The organism is Kitasatospora sp. NPDC059599 (assembly GCF_042735125.1).
GTDB lineage: Bacteria > Actinomycetota > Actinomycetes > Streptomycetales > Streptomycetaceae > Kitasatospora.
This window is the reverse complement of sequence record NZ_JBHWCL010000094.1, coordinates 19,220-36,884: the sequence shown is the minus strand read 5'-3', so window position 1 is coordinate 36,884 and position 17,665 is coordinate 19,220. Positions and strand designations below refer to the sequence as shown.

The window sequence follows — 17,665 nt, the reverse complement described above, 5'->3', positions numbered from 1 at the left end:
CCCCTCGCAAGGGGTGCCCGCCCACCGGCATTCGTCCTTCTCGGGGCCTTCCGGGCCCCGGAACCGCCCTGGCCAGGGCTACGGGCAGCGCACGACCTGGCCGGCGTACGCCAGGCCACCGCCGAAGCCGAAGAGCAGGACCGGGTCCCCGGGCGACAGCTCGCCGCGCTCGACCAGCTTGGAGAAGGCGAGCGGGATGGAGGCGGCCGAGGTGTTGCCGGACTCGACCACGTCCCGGGCCACCACGGCGTCGCCGAGGCCCAGCTTCTTGGCGATCGCGTCGATGATCCGCAGGTTGGCCTGGTGCGGGACGAAGCCCTTCAGCTCGGCCGGGTCGATCCCGGCCCGCTCGCAGGCCTGCCGGGCGAGCGGGGCGAGCTGGGTGGTGGCCCAGCGGAACACCGACTGGCCCTGCTGGCTGATCACCGGGTCCCAGCCGGTGATCACCACGGCGTCGCCCTTCTCCGGCTCGGAACCCCAGACCACCGGGCCGATGCCGGGCTCGTCGCCCTCCTCCTGGGCCTCGACCACCGCGGCGCCCGCGCCGTCGCCGAAGATCACGCAGGTGGAGCGGTCGGTCCAGTCGAGGGTGTCGGACATCCGCTCGGCGCCGATCACCAGGGCGCGACGGGCCGCGCCGGCCCGGATCGCGTGGTCGGCGGTGGCCAGGGCGTACGAGAAGCCGGAACAGACCGTGTTGATGTCGTACGCGGCAGGCGAACGCACGCCGAGCCGGGCGGCCACCGCGGCGGCCGTGTTGGGGCTGCGCTCGATCGCGGTGCAGGTGGCGACCACGACGAGGTCGATCTCCTCCGCCGTCCGGCCGCTCTTGGCGAGCGCCTTCTGCGCGGCCTCGGCGGCGAGGTCGACCAGGGTCTCGCCCTCGGCGATGTGCCGGGTACGGATGCCCACCCGGCTTCGGATCCACTCGTCGTCGGTGTCGACGAGCGCCGCCAGGTCGTCGTTGCTGAGGACCTTGGGGGGCTGGTAGTGCCCGAGTGCCACAATGCGCGAACCGCTCATGCTGCCATGGAACCGGGTTACCCGCTGGTCAGCGGGGCATGACCGGCGACAGGATCCGCGCTCATGATCTGTAGGGGATCGACAATGGGCGTTGGGGGGCTTGGGTCGCGCGTATGCCGAGGTCAGGTGGCCAGGGTAGCTGTGTCGCCCATCACGATGACCGGGTGGGCCGCCGGGTCCAGGGTGCGGATCAGCTGGGCCATCTTGTCCTCGGGTATCGACACGCAGCCGTGGGTGGGCCCGTCGTGGTCCACGTGGAGCCAGATGCCGCCGCCCTTCTTGGAGCCCATCGGGCGGCGCGTGTCGAGCGGGGAGTTGCCGGCGACCCGGTTGTAGTTGATCGCGACCACGTAGTCGAAGGAGCCGGCCAGCTGGTCGCCGAAGAAGCCCGTGCCGGAGACCACGAAGTTCGGGTCCTTGTCGTACGGGAGCTTGCTGCCCGGGTCGGCCAGGCGGCCCCCGGCGTCGCTGAGGCCGAAGACGCCGATCGGGCTGCGCAGGTCGCCCTCGTTGTGGTCGGCGGTCCAGCCGTTCTTGCCGTTGTGGCCCTGCCAGGTCTCGCCGGCCAGCCAGCGGCCCTCGGGGGTGCGGGTCCAGAGGACGACGGTGTTCTTGTCGGTGTTCTTGTCCGCGCCGGAGGCGACCAGGACCTGGTTGGTCCCGGCGGGGATCTTCGCGGTGAAGGTCGCACCGAGGCCGGGTATCGCGGCCACCGAGGCGTCCTGGCGGGCCTCGCCGCGGGCCGCGGCCGGGGCGGCGGCCTGCCGGTCGGAGGCGGCCTGGACGGCGGCGGGGGCGGGCTGGTCGGGCTTGCTGACGCCGTCCGGGCCGGGGCCGTCGGCGGCCGCGAGGCCGGGCTTGGCCTCGTCCTGGCCGACGGTGTACCAGCCGGCGGCGGCCGCGACCAGCAGGGCGGTGCCGGCCATCACGGCCTTGCCGTGACGTTTCTGCTTCACCTTGCGCCGTCGGCCCCGGGCTGCTGCCCGGCCGCCCTCGACGGGGACGGCGACCGGCACGACGGGGGCGAGGGGCGCGAGCGGCGCGGGGGCCGGCTCGTGGACGGCGGGACCGGGCTCGTAGCCGACGGGCTCGTAACCGGTGGACTCGTGGACGGCGGGCTCGTAGCCGGTGGGCTCGTGGACGGCGGGCTCGTGGCCGGTGTGCTCGTGGACGGCGGACTCGTAGCCGGCCGGCTCCGGCGCGGACGGGTAGTCGCGGGCCTCGGAGTACCCGTCAGGGAACTGCTCGTACGGCTGCTCGTAGGACTGCCCGTACGGCTGGGCGTAGGACTGCTCGTACGACCGGTACACCCCGTCGCCGTACTCCTGCCCGACCGGCTCCTGGTACGCCTGCGGGTACGGCTCGTAGGTGCCGTACGGCGCCTCGTGCGACTGCTGCGGCACCCCGTACACCGGTTCCTGCATCGGCTCGTACGGCGGGTACTCGGTGGCGCGATGAGAACCGGACATGCCGTCGATCCTGCCAAACGCCACACCCGTTGGTAAACCCGGGTCGCGTGCGGAGGCCGTGAAGGCACCGCCGCCCCGGACCGCGGGGCGGCCGGGGCGGCGGGGAAGTGCGCAGGTCGGAGGGCGAGTCAGAGGCGCATCGCCTGCGGGGACTCACGGCGCATCGGGTCCGGGCCCTCGTACTCGCGGATGATCTCGTAGCGGGTGTTGCGCTCGACCGGGCGGAAGCCGGCGTCGCGGATCAGGCCGAGCAGGTCGTCGCGGCCGAGCTTGTTCGGGGTGCCGAAGTTGTCCGCGTCGTGGGTGATCTTGTACTCGACCACCGAGCCGTCCATGTCGTCCGCGCCGTGGCTGAGCGCCAGCTGGGCGGTGGCGACGCCGTGCATCACCCAGAAGACCTTGACGTGCGGGACGTTGTCGAAGAGCAGCCGGGAGACCGCGAAGGTCTTCAGCGCCTCGGCGCCGGTGGCCATCTCCGTGCGGGCCATCAGCTTGTTGCGCACGACGCCGTCCTTGGAGTCGTGGAAGTCGTGCTGGTAGCGCAGCGGGATGAAGACCTGGAAACCGCCGGTCTCGTCCTGCAGCTCGCGCAGCCGCAGCACGTGGTCCACCCGGTGGCGGGGCTCCTCGATGTGGCCGTACAGCATGGTGGCCGGCGTCTTGAGGCCCTTCTCGTGCGCCAGGCGGTGGATCCGCGACCAGTCCTCCCAGTGGGTGTCGTGGTCGACGATGTGCTGGCGGACCTCCCAGTCGAAGATCTCCGCGCCGCCGCCGGTCAGCGACTCCAGGCCGGCGTCGATCAGCTCGTCCAGGATCTCGTCGGCGGGCAGGCCGCTGATCTTCTCGAACCAGTGGATCTCGGTGGCGGTGAAGGCCTTGAGCGAGACGTTCGGCAGAGCCGCCTTCAGCTCCCGCAGCGAGCGCGGGTAGTAGCGCCACGGCAGGGTCGGGTGCAGACCGTTGACGATGTGCAGCTCGGTGAGGGACTCGACCTCCATGGCCTTGGCCAGGCGGACGGCCTCCTCGATGCGCATCGTGTAGGCGTCCTTCTCGCCCGGCTTGCGCTGGAACGAGCAGTACGCGCAGGACGCGCTGCACACGTTGGTCATGTTGAGGTGACGGTTGACGTTGAAGTGGACGACGTCGCCGTTCTTCCGCGTCCGCACGTGGTGGGCCAGCCCGCCCAGCCAGGCCAGGTCGTCGCTCCCGTAGAGCGCGATCCCGTCCTCGCGGGTCAGCCGCTCACCCGCGTAGACCTTCGCCTCCAGCTCGCGCTTGAGCCCTGCGTCCATGCGGTGACCCGCCTCCTCCGACATTCGATTCCTTGCCGGAACGAGCGTACGCCTATGCCGAGAGCAGCTCTGCGAGCAGTGCGGGTTCGATGTTCCCGCCGCTGACCACGGCGGCCACCGACTGGCCCCCGGTCTCGGCGGCCCGGTGGAAGTACGCGGCCGGTGCGACCGCCCCGGACGGCTCGGCGACCAGCCGGCCGCGGCGGGCCAACAGGGCCACGGTGGCGCGGATCTCGTCCTCGGTGACGGTGACGATGTCGTCCACGTAGGCGGTGATGTGCTCGTACGGCAGCACGCCGACGGACGGGGTGCGCAGACCGTCCGCGATGGTGCGGTAGGTGTCGGCGACCGGCCAGGCGAGGCGGCGGCCGGCCCGCAGGCTGGCCTGCGCGTCGGCGGCCAGCTCGGGCTCCACGCCGACCACCCGGATGCCCGGGCGGGTCAGCTTGAGCGCGGCCGCCGTGCCGCCGATCAGGCCTCCGCCGCTGACCGGCACCAGGACGGTGTCCAGCCCGGCCGGGGCGTCCTCGGCGATCTCCAGGCCGACCGTGCCCTGGCCCGCGATGATGAACGGGTCGTCGTACGGCGGCACCCAGACGTAGCCGTGCCGCTCGGCCAGCTCGCCCGGCAGGGTGTCCCGCTCCTCCGGCGACACCAGGATCACCTCGGCGCCGAACGCCCGGGTGGCCTCCACCTTCACCGCCGGCGAGGTGTCCGGCATCACGATCACGGCCTTGACGCCGAGCAGCCCCGCCGCGTACGCCACCGCCTGCGCGTGGTTGCCGCTGGACTGGGCGACCACGCCGCGCGCCCGCTCGTCCGCGGTGAGCGCGGCCAGCCGGTTGTAGGCGCCGCGGGTCTTGAAGGCCCCGGTCGGCTGGAGGTTCTCGGGCTTCAGCCAGAGCCTGCGCTCCCCCTCGGCCGCCCAGGGGGCGGGAACCAGCGGGGTGCGCACGGCGACCCCCGCGATCCGCTGCCGAGCGGAGCGCAGCTCCTCCAGACCGACCAGTGCCATGCGTCACTCTCCTACAGGAGGAAGTTCACTCACCCGGTTCTCCCACTTCGTGGAGAGTACGACGGTGGTGCGGGTGCGGGCTACGCCCTTCGTCCCCGAGATCCGCTTCACCACCGACTCCAGGCCGGCCACGTCGGCCACCCGGACCTTGAGCATGTACGAGTCGTCACCCGCGATGAACCAGCAGTCCTCGACCTCGTTGAGGTCCTTCAGCCGGAACGCGACGTCCTCGTGGTCCGCCGCGTCCGTCAGCTGGAGGCCGATCAGGGCCGTGACGCCGAAGCCGAGCGAGGCCGGGTTGACCGTCGCGCGGTACCCCGTGATGACCCCGGCCTGCTCCAGGCGGTTGATGCGGTCCGTGACGCTCGGGCCGGAGAGTCCGACCAGCCGGCCCAGCTCGGCGTAGGACGCACGGCCGTTCTCCCGGAGCGCCTGGATGAGCTGTCTGTCCACCGTGTCCATATACCGTCCGCGTCCTTCCGAACCTCTCCAGACCCACAGATCATTATCCGGATTCAAAGGCGCCGTGCGCCGACCGACCCGGATATCGCAGAGAAGATACTCTCCCGCCCTCGGTCTCCTTACTCCCCCTCAGCCGGAACGCCCTGATTCCGGTCGGCCCGGCGGGCCGCCGCGCCCAACTCCCCCTCCCAGCGCAGGTACAGGGAATGCGGCACGCCGGCGGCGTCGAGGACCCGTCCGGCCACGAAATCCACGAGTTCGCGCACGGTGGAGCCGCCGGCGTAGAAACCGGGCGAAGCGGGCAGGACGACCGCGCCCTGCGCGTCGAGTTCCACCAGGTGCTTCAACGTCACCCCGTTGAGTGGCGTCTCGCGCACGCACACGACCAGCGGGCGGCGCTCCTTGAGGGTGACGCTGGCGACCCGCTGCAGCAGGTCCTTGCTCAGGCCCAGCGCGATCCCGGCCACCGCCCCGGTGGTCGCGGGCACCACCAGCATGCCCTTGGCCGGGTACGAGCCGCTGGAGGGGCCGGCCGCGAAGTCCCCGGCGGGCCAGTAGCGGACGTCGTCCAGGCCGCCCCCGGAGCCCTCCACACCCAGCCAGGCGGCCAGGTCGGTGCGCCAGTGGGCGTCCCGGAAGGAGATGCCGGTCTCGTCCAGGATGGTCAGCCTGGCGGCCCGGCTGACGATCAGGTCCACCGCCTCACCGGCGGCCAGCAACCCCCGGATCACCGAGGCCGCGTACGGCGTCCCCGACGCGCCCGAGACCCCGACCACCCACGGCTGACGCTTCGCATGTCCCATGGGCCATTTCTATCCGGCTTCACCGGGCGGAGCCCCATCGGCGGTCGGCACTGGGAGGATGGGCGCATGGCAGCGACCCTCGTCGACCTCACCCATCAGGTGACCACCGCGATGCCGGTCTACCCCGGCGACCCGGCGGTCGTGCTGGCGCCCGCGCTCACCACCGCGACCGCCGGGGTGAACGTGCTGGCCCTGCACCTCGGCTCGCAGTCCGGGACGCACGTGGACGCGCCGTACCACGTGGACGTCACCTGGCCGACCCTGGACGGGCTGCCGCTGGAGCGGTTCACCGGTCCGGCCGTGCTGGCCGACCTGCGCGGGCTGGAGCCCCGGGCGGCCGTCACGCCGGAGCTGCTGGCGCCCGCGCTGGAGCGGGCCGGGGACTCCGGCGAGGGCACCGTCCTGCTGCTGGCCACCGGCTGGGCCCGGCACTGGGGCACCGACACCTACCTCGCCCACCCCAGCCTGACCGCGGAGGCCGCCGAGGCGATCGTGGCCGCCGGGATCCGGACGGTCGGGGTGGACGCGCTCAGCGTCGACCCGACGCCCGACCCGGGCCCGGGCGACCCCGCGGTGGCGGCACTGCTCGCCGACCTCACCGACGAGCACGACCAGGGCGCCGCCGACGAGCCGACGCTCGCCGCGCACCGGGTGCTGCTGGGGGCGCCGGGCGGCGGGGTGATCGCCGAGAACCTGACCGACCTGCGGGCGCTGCTGGCGGCGCAGGAGGCCGGCCGGCCGGTGGAGGTCTCGCTGTTCCCGTTGCGGCTGGTCGCGGCGGACGGCGCACCGGTGCGGGCGGTGGCCCGGCTGGGCTGAGCCGCGCCGATCTCCGTCACCGGTACGCCACTTGGTCTAGACCATCCCCCGGTGGCGCCAGTACGCTGTCCGCCCATGGCTGAGATCATCGGAGTGATCGAGCGACTCTGGCGCTACCCCGTGAAATCCACCGGCGGCGAGCGGCTCGACTCCGTCGAGGTGGACGGGCGCGGCCTGGCCGGCGACCGCCTCTACGCCGTCCGCGACGCCACCGGGAAGCTCGGCTCCGGCAAGAACACCCGCCGCTTCCGGCGGATGGACGGCCTGCTCCGCCTCTCCGCCCGCCTCGGCCGCCGGATCGACGGACCCGAGCTGTTCGACCCGCTCGGACGCCCGGTCGACCGGCCGACCGCCTTCCTGCGCGCCTACCTCCAGCGCGAGGACGTCGAACTCGCCCGGGAGGACGCCGTCCCGCACTTCGACCGGCTGCCGGTCAGCCTGCTCACCACCGCCACCCTGGACTGGGTCCGCGAAGCCGTCCCGTTCGCGGTGGTCGACGAACGCCGGTTCCGGCCCAACATCGTGCTGCGCACCCCGCCCGGCACCCCGCCGTTCGTCGAGGACACCTGGTTCGGCCACCAGGCCCGCGGCGAGGCCCCGGACAGCGCCCGCCTCGCCTTCGTCACCTCCAGCGAGCGCTGCGCGATGACCGGCGCCCCGCAGCCGGGACTGCCGCACGCGCCGGAGATCCTCAAGGCCGTCGTCCACGCCCACGACGGCCGCCTCGACGCGCTCGCCACGGTCGCAACCCCGGGCCGGCTCCGGGTCGGCGACCGGCTCACACTCGACTGACGCTCCGTCAGGACCTTTGCCGTGGCGGGCCGATCAGGCAGAAGGGGTGCCCGGCCGGATCGGCGAAGACGCTCCACCGGCCCGCGCCGTACAGGTGCGTGGCACCGAGGGCGAGCGCCGCCCGCCCGGCGGCGGCCAGGTCCTCGACGTCGAGGTCCAGGTGCGCCTGTTGGGGTGCTACGGGTCGGGCCGACGCGGCGGGCGGTGGTCGGCGACGCGCTGGAATCAGAGCACCGGACCGCCGTCGAGGTGCAGCGTGGACCAGTCCGCGCCCGGCGACCAGCGCGGGTCCGGGCGGTCCACCTCGCCACTGAGCAGGCCGGCGTGGAAGCGGGCCGGCGCGGCCGGGTCGGGGCAGTCGAGCACGAGGCACTGCTGCTTGCCGATCACGGTTCTCCTCGGGTCGGTGTCGCCCGCGCCCGGTTCGGGCTCCGGGCGCGGGCTCCGGATGTGCGCCGGGTGCGGGCCTACGCCCCGGGCAGGGCGACCGCGCGCAGGTAGCAGTCGACGAAGTGGTCGATGGCCCGGTCCACCGAGGGCAGTCCGGCGCCGAAGGCGGGCTCCAGCACCGGACGCAGCAGGATGTGCGTGATCAGCGGGCCGAGCAGCAGCTGGACCAGCACCGGGACCGGCAGCGGCCGCAGCCGCCCGGCCTCGACGTGCGGCTGCAGCAGCCGGTTGAGGCCGTCGTACGTCCGCGGCAGGTTGGCGCCCATCATCGCGGCGGCGGGGCCGTCCGGGCGGCTGAACAGGTCGGCGAAGACCGCCGGGACGACCCGCGGCTCCTGGGCGAAGGACGCGGCGAAGGTCTCGTAGAGCGCCCGTACGGCGCCTTCCAGGTCCTCCGGCGGGTCGGCCGCGAGCGCCTCCAGGTCCGGCAGCGGCCCGTACTGTCCGAAGACGGCGGCGAGCAGGCCGTCCCGGCCCTCGAAGACGGTGTGCAGGCTCGGCAGGGAGCACCCGGCCCGGTCGGCGACGGCGTCCAGGGTGATCCCGGCCAGCCCGCGCTCGGCCACCAGGTGGGCCGCCGCCTCGATCGCGCGCTCGCGCACCGGCGGCCGCCCGCCCGGGTCGACCCCGGCCTGCCGGACGGCCTCGTCCAGGGCCGCCCGGGAGCCGCCGAGCCGCCGCAGCAGCGTGCTGCGGGAGATGCCCGCCGCGGCCGCGATCCCCGCCAGCGGGACGTCGGCGACGTCCCGGCCCCGCTCCTTCGCCGCCGCGAGGGCGGCCGCCACCAGCTCCTTCATGTGGAGCATCGTACTACTTGACACCTGAGACGGTTCCAGAGAATCTGTCTATACGAGTTCCACACGGACGGCGACCAGCCGAACACCGATCGAACACGAAAGGAGGACGGCCATGAGCGTCGTGATCTCCGGGGGCGGACCGGCCGGAATGATGCTGGGCCTGTTACTGGCCCGCGCAGGCGTCGAGGTGACCGTGCTGGAGAAGCACGGGGACTTCCTGCGCGACTTCCGCGGCGACACCGTCCACGCGTCCACCGTGCGGCTGATGGACGAGCTCGGCCTGGGCCGCAAGTTCGCCGCACTGCCGCAGAGCCGCCTGGGCAACCTGGTGGTGACCGTGCCCGGCGCCGGCCCGGTCGCGCTGAGCGCCTACGACCGGATGCGCGCCCCGTACGACTACATCGCGATGATCCCGCAGTGGGACCTGCTGAACTTCCTGGTCGAGGAGGCGCGCCAGGAGCCCGCCTTCACCGTGCGGATGAACACCGAGGCGACCGGCCTGCTCCGGGAGGGCGACCGGGTGGTCGGCGTGCGGTACCGCACCCGGGACGGCGAGGAGGGCGAGCTGCGCGCCGCGCTCACCGTCGCCGCCGACGGCCGGCACTCCACCCTGCGCCGGGAGTCCGGGCTGGTGCCCGAGGAACACCCCGTGCCCTTCGACACCTGGTGGTTCCGGCTCCCCCGGCACGCCCACGAACAGGCCGCGCCGCCCAGCCTCGTCCCCGGCTTCGGCCCCGGCGACCTCGCCCTGAGCTTCGCCCGGGCCGACTACTTCCAGGTCGCCTACTTCCGGGCCAAGGGCAGCGACCCCCAGCTGCGCGCCGAGGGCATCGCGCACTTCCGCGAACGGATCGCCCGGCTGCTGCCCCAGTACGCGGACCGGGTCGACCGCCTGGAGAGCCTGGACGACGTCCACCTGCTCGACGTCAGGCTGAACCGGCTGGACCGCTGGTACCAGGACGGGCTGCTGCTGATCGGCGACGCCGCCCACGCGATGTCCCCGGCCGGCGGCGTCGGCATCAACCTCGCCATCCAGGACGCCGTCGCGGCCGCGACCCTGCTCGCCGAACCCCTGCGGCGCGGCCGCCCGACCGTCGCGGCCCTCGCCCGGGTGCAGCGCCGCCGGTGGCGGCCGACCGTGATCATGCAGCGGTTCCAGCGGACCCTGCACCGCGTGATGTTCGAGCCCGCCCTCACCGGCCGCCGGGTCGGACCGCCGACCCCCCTGGTGCTGCTCGCCCGCTACGCCCCCGGGTTCCCGCTGCTGCTCTCCCGCATGATCGCCTTCGGCCCGCGGCCGGAACACGCTCCGGCCTTCGCCCGGCGCGACATCTGAAGTTCACTCGTCCGGGTGAACCTCACGGCGGGGAGCGGACGACTGCGGGAGCCTTCTCGCCGAGACTGACGATCAGTCAGTCGTGACGCCGAGCCCCCGGAGGCCGCCATGTCCGACATTCCGACGACCCTCAGATACACCAAGGACCACGAGTGGGTGGCGACCACGGGGAAGGGAGGGGCCCGCGTGGGCATCACCCACTACGCCCAGCGGCAGCTCGGGGACATCGTCTTCGTGGAACTCCCCGAAGAGGGGAGGAAGTTCACGGCCGGCGAGGCGTTCGGAACCGTCGAGTCGGTCAAGTCGGTGAGCGAGCTGTACGCGCCGCTCACCGGGTCGATCGCCGCAGTGAACGCGGAGCTGGCCGAGGACCCCGAGCTCATCAACCAGGACCCGTACGGCGACGGCTGGCTCGTCGAGATCACGGCGACGACGGAGCCGGACGGCCTGCTCACGGCGGCCGAGTACGGGGCCTACGTCTCCGAAGGGGAGTAGCGGCCGCCCCGGCACTCCGGTTTCCCGTCGACCCGACCGTTCGGACGGGCGGGTCGGCGGGAACGACCGATGGCATGACGATCCCTCACCGCTCGACCGGCACCGGCGACCACCACGTCCTGGTCCTGCACGACTGGTTCGGCACCAGCGCGGGCTGGGGCCCGTTCCTCGACTACCTCGACGGCCACGCCTTCAGCTACGCCTTCCTCGACTACCGCGGCTACGGCGAGCGCCGGGACGTCACCGGCACGTACACGCTCGCCGAGATCGCCTCCGACGCGCTCGCCCTCGCCGACCAGCTCGGCTGGGACCGCTTCTCGCTGGTCGGCCACTCGATGGGCGGCAAGGCCGCTCAGCAGGTGCTCGCCGAGGCGCCGCTGCGGGTGCGCAAGCTGGTCGGCCTGGCCCCGGTGCCGGCCGGGGCGTACCCGCTGGACGAGGCCGGCGAGGCGCTCTTCCACGGCGCCGCCGGGGACCGGGAGAAGCGCCTCGCGATCCTGGACCTGGTCACCGGCCGGCGGGCGGGCCGGGTCTGGCTGGACCGGATGGTCGACCAGTCCCTGCGGCTCTCCACGCCCGAGGCCTTCGGCGGCTACGTCCGCGACTGGACCACCGCCGACCTGGAGCGCCGGATCAGCGGAAACCCGGTGCCGGTCAAGGTCATCGTCGGCGCGCACGACCTCGCGCTGACCGCCGACGTCATGCGCGGCACCTGGCTCAGCCACTACCCCAACGCGGAGCTGGAGGAGCTCGGCGGCAGCGGGCACTACCCGATGTACGAGGCCCCGGTCGCCCTGGCGGCCTCGCTGGAGGGCTTCCTGCACGACTGACGCCGGGGTCGCGGTGCGCGGTGCGCCGACCGGGCCCGGGGTCCGCGCACCACGACGCTCAGGCGGGGCCGGGGCACGGGACGAGACCCCGGACGGCGACGGGGGCCGCCCGGCGAGTTGGCGCACGCCCCCTGGACGATGACGCATGGACCCGAGACCCGTACGCATTGGGCGTCTCATCTTCGTCACCTACGTTCTAGGCATGACAGAAAAGCGAGTTGACGACGCGTCGCCTGTGCTGGTGGTCGGCGTCTCCGGGACGGTCGGACGGCACGTCGGGCTGCAGCTCGCGGCCGCGGGAGTGCGGGCGCGGCCCCTGACGCAGCGGAACCTGCTCGACCCGATGTCGCTGGAGGCCGCCGCCCAGGGCGCCGGCGCGGTGCTGCTCGGCTGGCCGTACCCGACCGCCGACGCGGCGGCGGACGCGGTGGGCGTGCTGGCCCGGGAGGTCGGGCGGGTGGTGTTCCTGTCCTCCGCCGTCCCCGACCGGCCGGAGGGCGAGATCGAGGCACTGCTCGCCGCGAGCGGGGTACGGCACACCGTGCTGCGGGCGCACGGCTTCGCCGCCGCGCTGCAGTGGGCGGAGGAGATCCGCTCCGCAGGCGCGGTACGGGGCTACGGCGGCGCGGCCGGGCTCGGCCCCGTGGACGAGCGGGACATCGCGGCGGTCGCCGTCCGGGCCCTGGTCGAGGACGGTCACGACGGCGCCCGCTACGTGCTGACCGGCCCCGAGTCGCCGACCCAGGCGGAGCAGGTGGGCATCATCGGCGAGGCCGCCGGCCGCCCGGCGAAGTGGGAGGAGATCCCCCGCGAGGCCGCCCGCCACCGGATGTCCGCCAGCGGCCGGCCCCGGGCCGCGATCGACGGCACGCTGGACTTCATCCACGCCCGCATCGCCGCCCCCGAACCGGCCACCACCACCGTCCAGGACGTCACCGGCCACCCGGCCCGCAGCTTCCGCACCTGGGCGACGGACCACGCCGCACTGTTCCGCTGAGCCGGCCGGGGTCCGACGGGGTCGAGTTCACGGACGAGGGCAGCGGCGAGCCCGTGCGTTACCTCGACATCGCCGGGGGCCTGGTCGCCTACGACGTGGTCCCCCGACTCGAACTCGTCGTCATCTGCCGGGTGACTCCGCCGCCCGCTTGACCGGGGATCAGATCCCGAGGCCGCGGATGACCAGGTCGAGCAGGGCGAAGCAGAACAGCGAGATGCCCACGAAGCCGTTGGTCTGGAAGAACGCCCGGTTGAGCTTCGACAGGTCGTTCGGCTTCACGATGGTGTGCTCGTAGACGAAGGCGCCCGCGACGACGACGAGGCCGATCCAGAACGCCGCTCCGGCGTCCGTCAGGACCGCGAACCAGCCCAGCAGGAGCGTGGTGAGGACGTGGCACGCGCGCGCGCCCCGGATGGCCGCCGGGACCCCGAAGCGGGCCGGCACCGAGCGCACCTTGCCGTGGCGGTCGGACTCGACGTCCTGGCAGGCGTAGATGAGGTCGAAGCCGCCGATCCAGATGCCCACCGCGACGCCGAGGACGACGGCCTCCCAGGACCAGCGGCCCGTCACCGCGAGCCAGGCGCCGACCGGGCCCATGGCCTGGGCCAGGCCGAGGATCGCCTGCGGGAAGTCGGTGAACCGCTTGCCGTACGGGTAGACCACCATCGGCACCACGGCGACCGGCGCGAGCGCCAGGCAGAGCGGGTTGAGCATCGCCGCCGCGCCGAGGAAGACCACCAGCGCCACGGCCGAGCCGACGTACGCGGTCCTCAACGAGACGGCGCCGGTGACCAGTTCGCGCCCGGCCGTGCGGGGGTTACGGGCGTCGATCTCGCGGTCGATGATCCGGTTGGCGGCCATCGCGAAGGTCCGCAGGCCGACCATGCACACCGTGACGACGAACAACTGGCCCCAGTGCACCCGCTTGTCGGCGAGGAACATCGCCGTCAGCGCGGCGATGTACGCGAAGGGGAGCGCGAAGACCGAGTGCTCGATCATCACCAGCCGCAGGAACGCCTTCGTGCGCCCCGGGGTTTCGACAGCAGCCGTACTCATCAGAGCCCGTACTCCTTCCAGCGACGCGAGACGAGGGCGGCGGTGGCCGGGTCCGAGGACACCATCTCGGGCCAGCCGCCGTCCCGGGTGTAGCCCTCCTCGGGCAGCTTGCGGGTGGCGTCGATGCCGGCCTTGCCGCCCCAGAACTGCTGGTAGGAGGCGTGGTCCAGGTGGTCGACCGGTCCTTCGACGACGGTGAGGTCCCGGCTGTAGTCGACGTTGCCGAAGGCCCGCCAGGCGACTTCCCGGTAGTCGTGCACGTCGCAGTCGGCGTCCACCACGATGATCAGCTTGGTCAGCGACATCATGTGCGCGCCCCAGATCGCGTGCATCGTCTTCTGGGCGTGCTTGGGGTACTTCTTGTCGATCGAGACGATCACGCAGTTGTGGAAGCCGCCGGCCTCGGGCAGGTCGTAGTCGACGATGTCCGGAATGATGATCTTCAGCAGCGGCAGGAAGAACCGCTCGGTGAACTTGCCCAGCGGGCCGTCCTCCGTCGGCGGGCGGCCGACCACGATGGACTGCAGGATCGGGCGGCGACGCATCGTCACGCAGTCGATCGTGAGCGCCGGGAACGGCTCCTGCGGGGTGTAGAAGCCCGTGTGGTCGCCGAACGGACCCTCGGGCAGCATCTCACCGGGCTCCAACCAGCCCTCCAGGACCACCTCGGCGTCGGCCGGGACCTGCAGCGGGACGGTCTTGCAGTCGACCATCCGCACCCGCTCCCCGGCGACGAAGCCGGCGAACAGGTACTCGTCGATGTCGCCCGGCAGCGGGGCGGTGGCCGCGTAGGTGACGGCCGGCGGGCAGCCGAAGGCGATGGCGACCGGGAGGCGCTCGCCGCGCTTCGCCGCCACCGCGTAGTGGTTGCGGCTGTCCTTGTGGATCTGCCAGTGCATCCCGATGGTGCGTCGGTCGTGGCGCTGGAGCCGGTAGAGGCCCAGGTTGCGGACGCCGCTGTCCGGGTCCTTGGTGTGGGTGAGGCCCAGGTTGAAGAAGGAGCCTCCGTCGAGCGGCCAGGTGAAGAGCGCGGGCAGCTCGTCCAGGTTGACGTCGTCACCCGTGAGCACGACCTCCTGCACCGGGGCGTCACCGGTCTTCACGTGCCGCGGCGGGACGTGTGCCATCGAGGCGAGCTTGCCGAAGGCGTCGCGGAAACCGGTGAAGCCCTGCGGCAGCTCCGGCTTGAGCAGACCGGCGATCTTCTCGGCGATGTCGTCCGGGCCCTTGAGGCCGAGCGCCTTGGCCAGGCGCCGCTCGGTGCCGAAGACGTTCATCGCGAGCGGCATCGACGAGCCCTTGACGTTCTCGAAGAGCAGCGCGGGGCCCTTGGCCTTCTGCACGCGGTCGACGATCTCGCCGATCTCCAGGTGGGGATCCACCTCCGCCTTGATGCGCTTGAGGTCGCCCTCTCGGTCGAGGGCCCGGAGAAACGAGCGGAGATCGTCGTATGCCATGCCTGTCAGTATCCGCCACCAGATAGCCTGGCTTGCGTCAAGGGCCCCGGGAAGGCGCCCGCCGCCGCCGCCCGCTGGGGGAGATCGCAGCCCATGTTGCGGATTCTGCTGACCATCGTCCTTCCGCTCGCGTTCTGGGTCTGGGCGTTCGTCGACTGCCTGACCACGCCCGAGGACGAGGTGAAGCACCTGCCGAAGGTGGTGTGGGTGCTGATCGTGCTGCTCTTCCCGCCGCTGGGCCCGATCGCCTGGCTCATCGCCGGCAAGCAGCGCGGCTTCCTGCCGGTCGCGGCCGCCGACGGCCGGCCAGGGCACCCGGCGGCCGGTGGTCCGGGGCACCCCGCCGGGCGCGGCGGGCGCCCGCTCGCGCCGGACGACGACCCCGAGTTCCTCGCCTCGTTGAAGAAGGACGACAAGGACCACGAGTCGATGCTGGAGCAGTGGGAGGCCGATCTGCGCCGCCGGGAGCAGGAACTGCGCGACCGGGACGAGCCCGGGGACGGCCGGAAGAGCTGATCACGGGGGTTCCCGCACTCCCTCCAACGGCCCACCCGGGCGGCTCCGGGTGGGCCGTCGCCTTTTTGGCGCTTCCCTACGACTGGGTGCCGTCTCACCCGGATGACCGCTGTCCGGGCACCCGGCTTGAGCGGACCTTGAGCGGCACCCAAGACGGCCGTCCTACATTACTGAGGGACGGCCCTGACCTGCGCTTTCCTTCATGCTCAGATCATCGGACCATCATCTGTCCGACAACCCCCGGTATTCGAACGAACACCCAGTGCTCCGGCTCCGACCCGACCGCTTCTGTACAGGCCTGACAGCTAAACGAACCCGACCTTGTACGGAATCGACGCCGAAACCAGCGCACGGCCCCTCGTACAGTCATAAGTGAAGAAAGTGATTCGCGGCCGGGGGCACAGCAGACGTTGGCTGTCGGACAGTTCCCTCACCCTTGGAGTGGTTCGAGATGACGGTTGTGCATGAGGCGCCGGTCGACGGCGAGGTCCCCGAGGTCCCGGCCGACGCCCGCGGGCGGGTCGCCGAGCTGCACGAGCTGCGCGAGAAGGTCCGCCGCGGCCCCAGCGACAAGGCCACCGAGGCCCAGCACGCCAAGGGCAAGCTGACCGCCCGCGAGCGCATCGAGCTGCTGCTGGACGAGGGCTCCTTCCACGAGGTCGAGCCGCTGCGCCGGCACCGCGCCCAGGGCTTCGGCCTGGAGGCCAAGAAGCCGCACACCGACGGCGTCGTCGTCGGCTGGGGCACCGTCCACGGCCGCACCGTCTTCACCTACGCGCACGACTTCCGGATCTTCGGCGGCGCGCTGGGCGAGGCCCACGCCCAGAAGATCCACAAGATCATGGACATGGCCATCGCGGCCGGCGCCCCGCTGGTCTCGCTGAACGACGGCGCCGGCGCCCGCATCCAGGAGGGCGTCACCGCCCTGGCCGGCTACGGCGGCATCTTCCAGCGCAACACCAAGGCCTCCGGCGTCATCCCGCAGATCTCGGTGATGCTCGGCCCGTGCGCCGGCGGCGCCGCGTACTCCCCCGCGCTGACCGACTTCGTCTTCATGGTCCGCGAGACCTCGCAGATGTTCATCACCGGCCCGGACGTGGTCCAGGCCGTCACCGGCGAGAAGATCACCCAGAACGGCCTCGGCGGCGCCGACGTGCACGCCGGCGTCTCCGGCGTGGCCCACTTCATCTACGACGACGAGCAGTCCTGCATCGAGGAGGTCCGCTACCTCCTCTCGCTGCTGCCGCAGAACAACCGCGAGATGCCGCCGCCCGTGGTGAGCGACGACCCGGTCGAGCGGCGCAACGACAGCCTGCTGGACCTGGTGCCCGCCGACGGCAACCGCCCGTACGACATGCGCAAGGTGATCGAGGAGATCGTCGACCACGGCGAGTACCTGGAGGTCCACGAGCGCTGGGCCACCAACGTGCTGTGCGTGCTGGCCCGCGTCGACGGCCACGTCACCGGCATCATCGCCAACCAGCCGCAGTCGCTGGCCGGCGTGCTGGACATCAACGCCAGCGAGAAGGCCGCCCGCTTCGTGCAGATGTGCGACGCCTTCAACATCCCGCTGGTCACCCTGCTCGACGTCCCCGGCTTCCTGCCCGGCGTCGACCAGGAGCACGGCGGCATCATCCGCCACGGCGCCAAGCTGCTGTACGCGTACTGCAACGCGACCGTGCCGCGCATCTCGCTGATCCTGCGCAAGGCCTACGGCGGCGCCTACATCGTGATGGACTCCCGCTCCATCGGCGCCGACCTGTCCTACGCCTGGCCGACCAACGAGATCGCCGTCATGGGCGCCGAGGGCGCGGCCAACGTCATCTTCCGGCGCGAGATCAACGCCGCCGAGGACCCGGACGCCATGCGGGCCCAGAAGATCAAGGAATACAAGAACGAGCTGATGCACCCGTACTACGCGGCCGAGCGCGGCCTCGTGGACGACGTCATCGACCCGGCCGAAACCCGCCAGGTGATCGCTTCCGCCCTGGCCATGCTCCGCACCAAGCACGCGGACCTGCCGAGCCGCAAGCACGGCAACCCGCCGATGTAGCGC

The 17,665-nt window shown here is 72.4% G+C and carries 17 protein-coding genes and 1 pseudogene; 8 read left to right on the top strand and 10 right to left on the bottom strand.

Features of this window, described 5'->3' with window-relative positions; translation table 11 throughout:
- Positions 1 to 78: 78 nt before the first annotated feature.
- From ACFV04_RS28185 to ACFV04_RS28160, 6 genes are all read right to left on the bottom strand, one after another.
- On the bottom strand, positions 79 to 1,023 hold the full coding sequence (locus tag ACFV04_RS28185; RefSeq protein ID WP_360253044.1) for a beta-ketoacyl-ACP synthase III: 945 nt from the start codon (positions 1,021 to 1,023) through the stop codon (positions 79 to 81).
- Positions 1,024 to 1,145: 122 nt separating this feature from the next.
- Positions 1,146 to 2,492, bottom strand: a complete 1,347-nt coding sequence (locus ACFV04_RS28180; protein WP_380533369.1) for a L,D-transpeptidase family protein — start codon at positions 2,490 to 2,492, stop codon at positions 1,146 to 1,148.
- A gap of 128 nt (positions 2,493 to 2,620) precedes the next feature.
- The gene (gene mqnE / locus ACFV04_RS28175) at positions 2,621 to 3,784 is read right to left on the bottom strand and encodes an aminofutalosine synthase MqnE (protein WP_380348604.1); all 1,164 of its coding nucleotides are present in this window, start codon (positions 3,782 to 3,784) and stop codon (positions 2,621 to 2,623) included.
- A gap of 52 nt (positions 3,785 to 3,836) precedes the next feature.
- Entirely contained in the window at positions 3,837 to 4,799 is a 963-nt protein-coding gene (locus tag ACFV04_RS28170; protein WP_360253035.1) for a threonine/serine dehydratase, read from the bottom strand.
- 3 nt (positions 4,800 to 4,802) lie between these two features.
- The gene (locus ACFV04_RS28165; protein WP_030055719.1) at positions 4,803 to 5,261 is read right to left on the bottom strand and encodes an Lrp/AsnC family transcriptional regulator; all 459 of its coding nucleotides are present in this window, start codon (positions 5,259 to 5,261) and stop codon (positions 4,803 to 4,805) included.
- Between the two features lie 119 nt (positions 5,262 to 5,380).
- Positions 5,381 to 6,064, bottom strand: coding sequence for a UbiX family flavin prenyltransferase (locus tag ACFV04_RS28160; protein ID WP_380533366.1), 684 nt, complete (start codon positions 6,062 to 6,064; stop codon positions 5,381 to 5,383).
- Between the two features lie 66 nt (positions 6,065 to 6,130).
- Between ACFV04_RS28160 and ACFV04_RS28155 the strand changes: the two genes are divergently transcribed.
- Both ACFV04_RS28155 and ACFV04_RS28150 read left to right on the top strand, forming a co-directional pair.
- Positions 6,131 to 6,883, top strand: coding sequence for a cyclase family protein (locus ACFV04_RS28155; protein ID WP_360253029.1), 753 nt, complete (start codon positions 6,131 to 6,133; stop codon positions 6,881 to 6,883).
- A 75-nt stretch (positions 6,884 to 6,958) separates the two neighbouring features.
- The gene (locus tag ACFV04_RS28150; RefSeq protein ID WP_380348609.1) at positions 6,959 to 7,675 is read left to right on the top strand and encodes an MOSC domain-containing protein; all 717 of its coding nucleotides are present in this window, start codon (positions 6,959 to 6,961) and stop codon (positions 7,673 to 7,675) included.
- 7 nt (positions 7,676 to 7,682) lie between these two features.
- On the opposite strand, the pseudogene ACFV04_RS28145 reads toward ACFV04_RS28150, so the two are convergent.
- Positions 7,683 to 8,065 (bottom strand): annotated as a pseudogene (locus ACFV04_RS28145) (VOC family protein).
- Positions 8,066 to 8,142: 77 nt separating this feature from the next.
- Positions 8,143 to 8,922, bottom strand: coding sequence for a TetR/AcrR family transcriptional regulator (locus ACFV04_RS28140; RefSeq protein WP_380533363.1), 780 nt, complete (start codon positions 8,920 to 8,922; stop codon positions 8,143 to 8,145).
- A gap of 112 nt (positions 8,923 to 9,034) precedes the next feature.
- Here ACFV04_RS28140 and ACFV04_RS28135 point away from each other — a divergent pair, with 112 nt between their 5' ends.
- The 4 genes from ACFV04_RS28135 to ACFV04_RS28120 all read left to right on the top strand — a co-directional run bounded on the left by ACFV04_RS28135 (position 9,035) and on the right by ACFV04_RS28120 (position 12,580).
- The gene (locus ACFV04_RS28135) at positions 9,035 to 10,258 is read left to right on the top strand and encodes an FAD-dependent oxidoreductase (protein WP_380533361.1); all 1,224 of its coding nucleotides are present in this window, start codon (positions 9,035 to 9,037) and stop codon (positions 10,256 to 10,258) included.
- 108 nt (positions 10,259 to 10,366) lie between these two features.
- A complete protein-coding gene (gene gcvH / locus ACFV04_RS28130) occupies positions 10,367 to 10,753 on the top strand; it encodes a glycine cleavage system protein GcvH (protein WP_380533359.1) in 387 nt (128 codons plus the stop codon).
- Between the two features lie 74 nt (positions 10,754 to 10,827).
- Positions 10,828 to 11,583, top strand: coding sequence for an alpha/beta fold hydrolase (locus ACFV04_RS28125; RefSeq protein WP_380348614.1), 756 nt, complete (start codon positions 10,828 to 10,830; stop codon positions 11,581 to 11,583).
- Positions 11,584 to 11,785: 202 nt separating this feature from the next.
- Positions 11,786 to 12,580, top strand: coding sequence for a nucleoside-diphosphate sugar epimerase (locus ACFV04_RS28120; RefSeq protein WP_380533357.1), 795 nt, complete (start codon positions 11,786 to 11,788; stop codon positions 12,578 to 12,580).
- 159 nt (positions 12,581 to 12,739) lie between these two features.
- Here the strand turns inward: ACFV04_RS28120 and mqnP are convergent, their stop codons facing one another.
- Together mqnP and ACFV04_RS28110 are read right to left on the bottom strand one after the other, a co-directional pair.
- A complete protein-coding gene (mqnP, locus tag ACFV04_RS28115) occupies positions 12,740 to 13,636 on the bottom strand; it encodes a menaquinone biosynthesis prenyltransferase MqnP (RefSeq protein WP_360253002.1) in 897 nt (298 codons plus the stop codon).
- Positions 13,636 to 15,093, bottom strand: a complete 1,458-nt coding sequence (locus tag ACFV04_RS28110; protein WP_380348618.1) for a menaquinone biosynthesis decarboxylase — start codon at positions 15,091 to 15,093, stop codon at positions 13,636 to 13,638. The genes mqnP and ACFV04_RS28110 overlap by 1 nt, the downstream gene beginning before the upstream one ends.
- A gap of 93 nt (positions 15,094 to 15,186) precedes the next feature.
- Between ACFV04_RS28110 and ACFV04_RS28105 the strand changes: the two genes are divergently transcribed.
- Both ACFV04_RS28105 and ACFV04_RS28100 read left to right on the top strand, forming a co-directional pair.
- Positions 15,187 to 15,609 carry a PLD nuclease N-terminal domain-containing protein gene (locus ACFV04_RS28105; RefSeq protein ID WP_380348620.1) on the top strand — a complete coding sequence of 141 codons (423 nt, stop codon included), beginning with the start codon at positions 15,187 to 15,189 and terminating at the stop codon, positions 15,607 to 15,609.
- Between the two features lie 451 nt (positions 15,610 to 16,060).
- Entirely contained in the window at positions 16,061 to 17,662 is a 1,602-nt protein-coding gene (locus ACFV04_RS28100; protein WP_380348621.1) for an acyl-CoA carboxylase subunit beta, read from the top strand.
- The last annotated feature ends 3 nt before the right edge of the window (positions 17,663 to 17,665 follow it).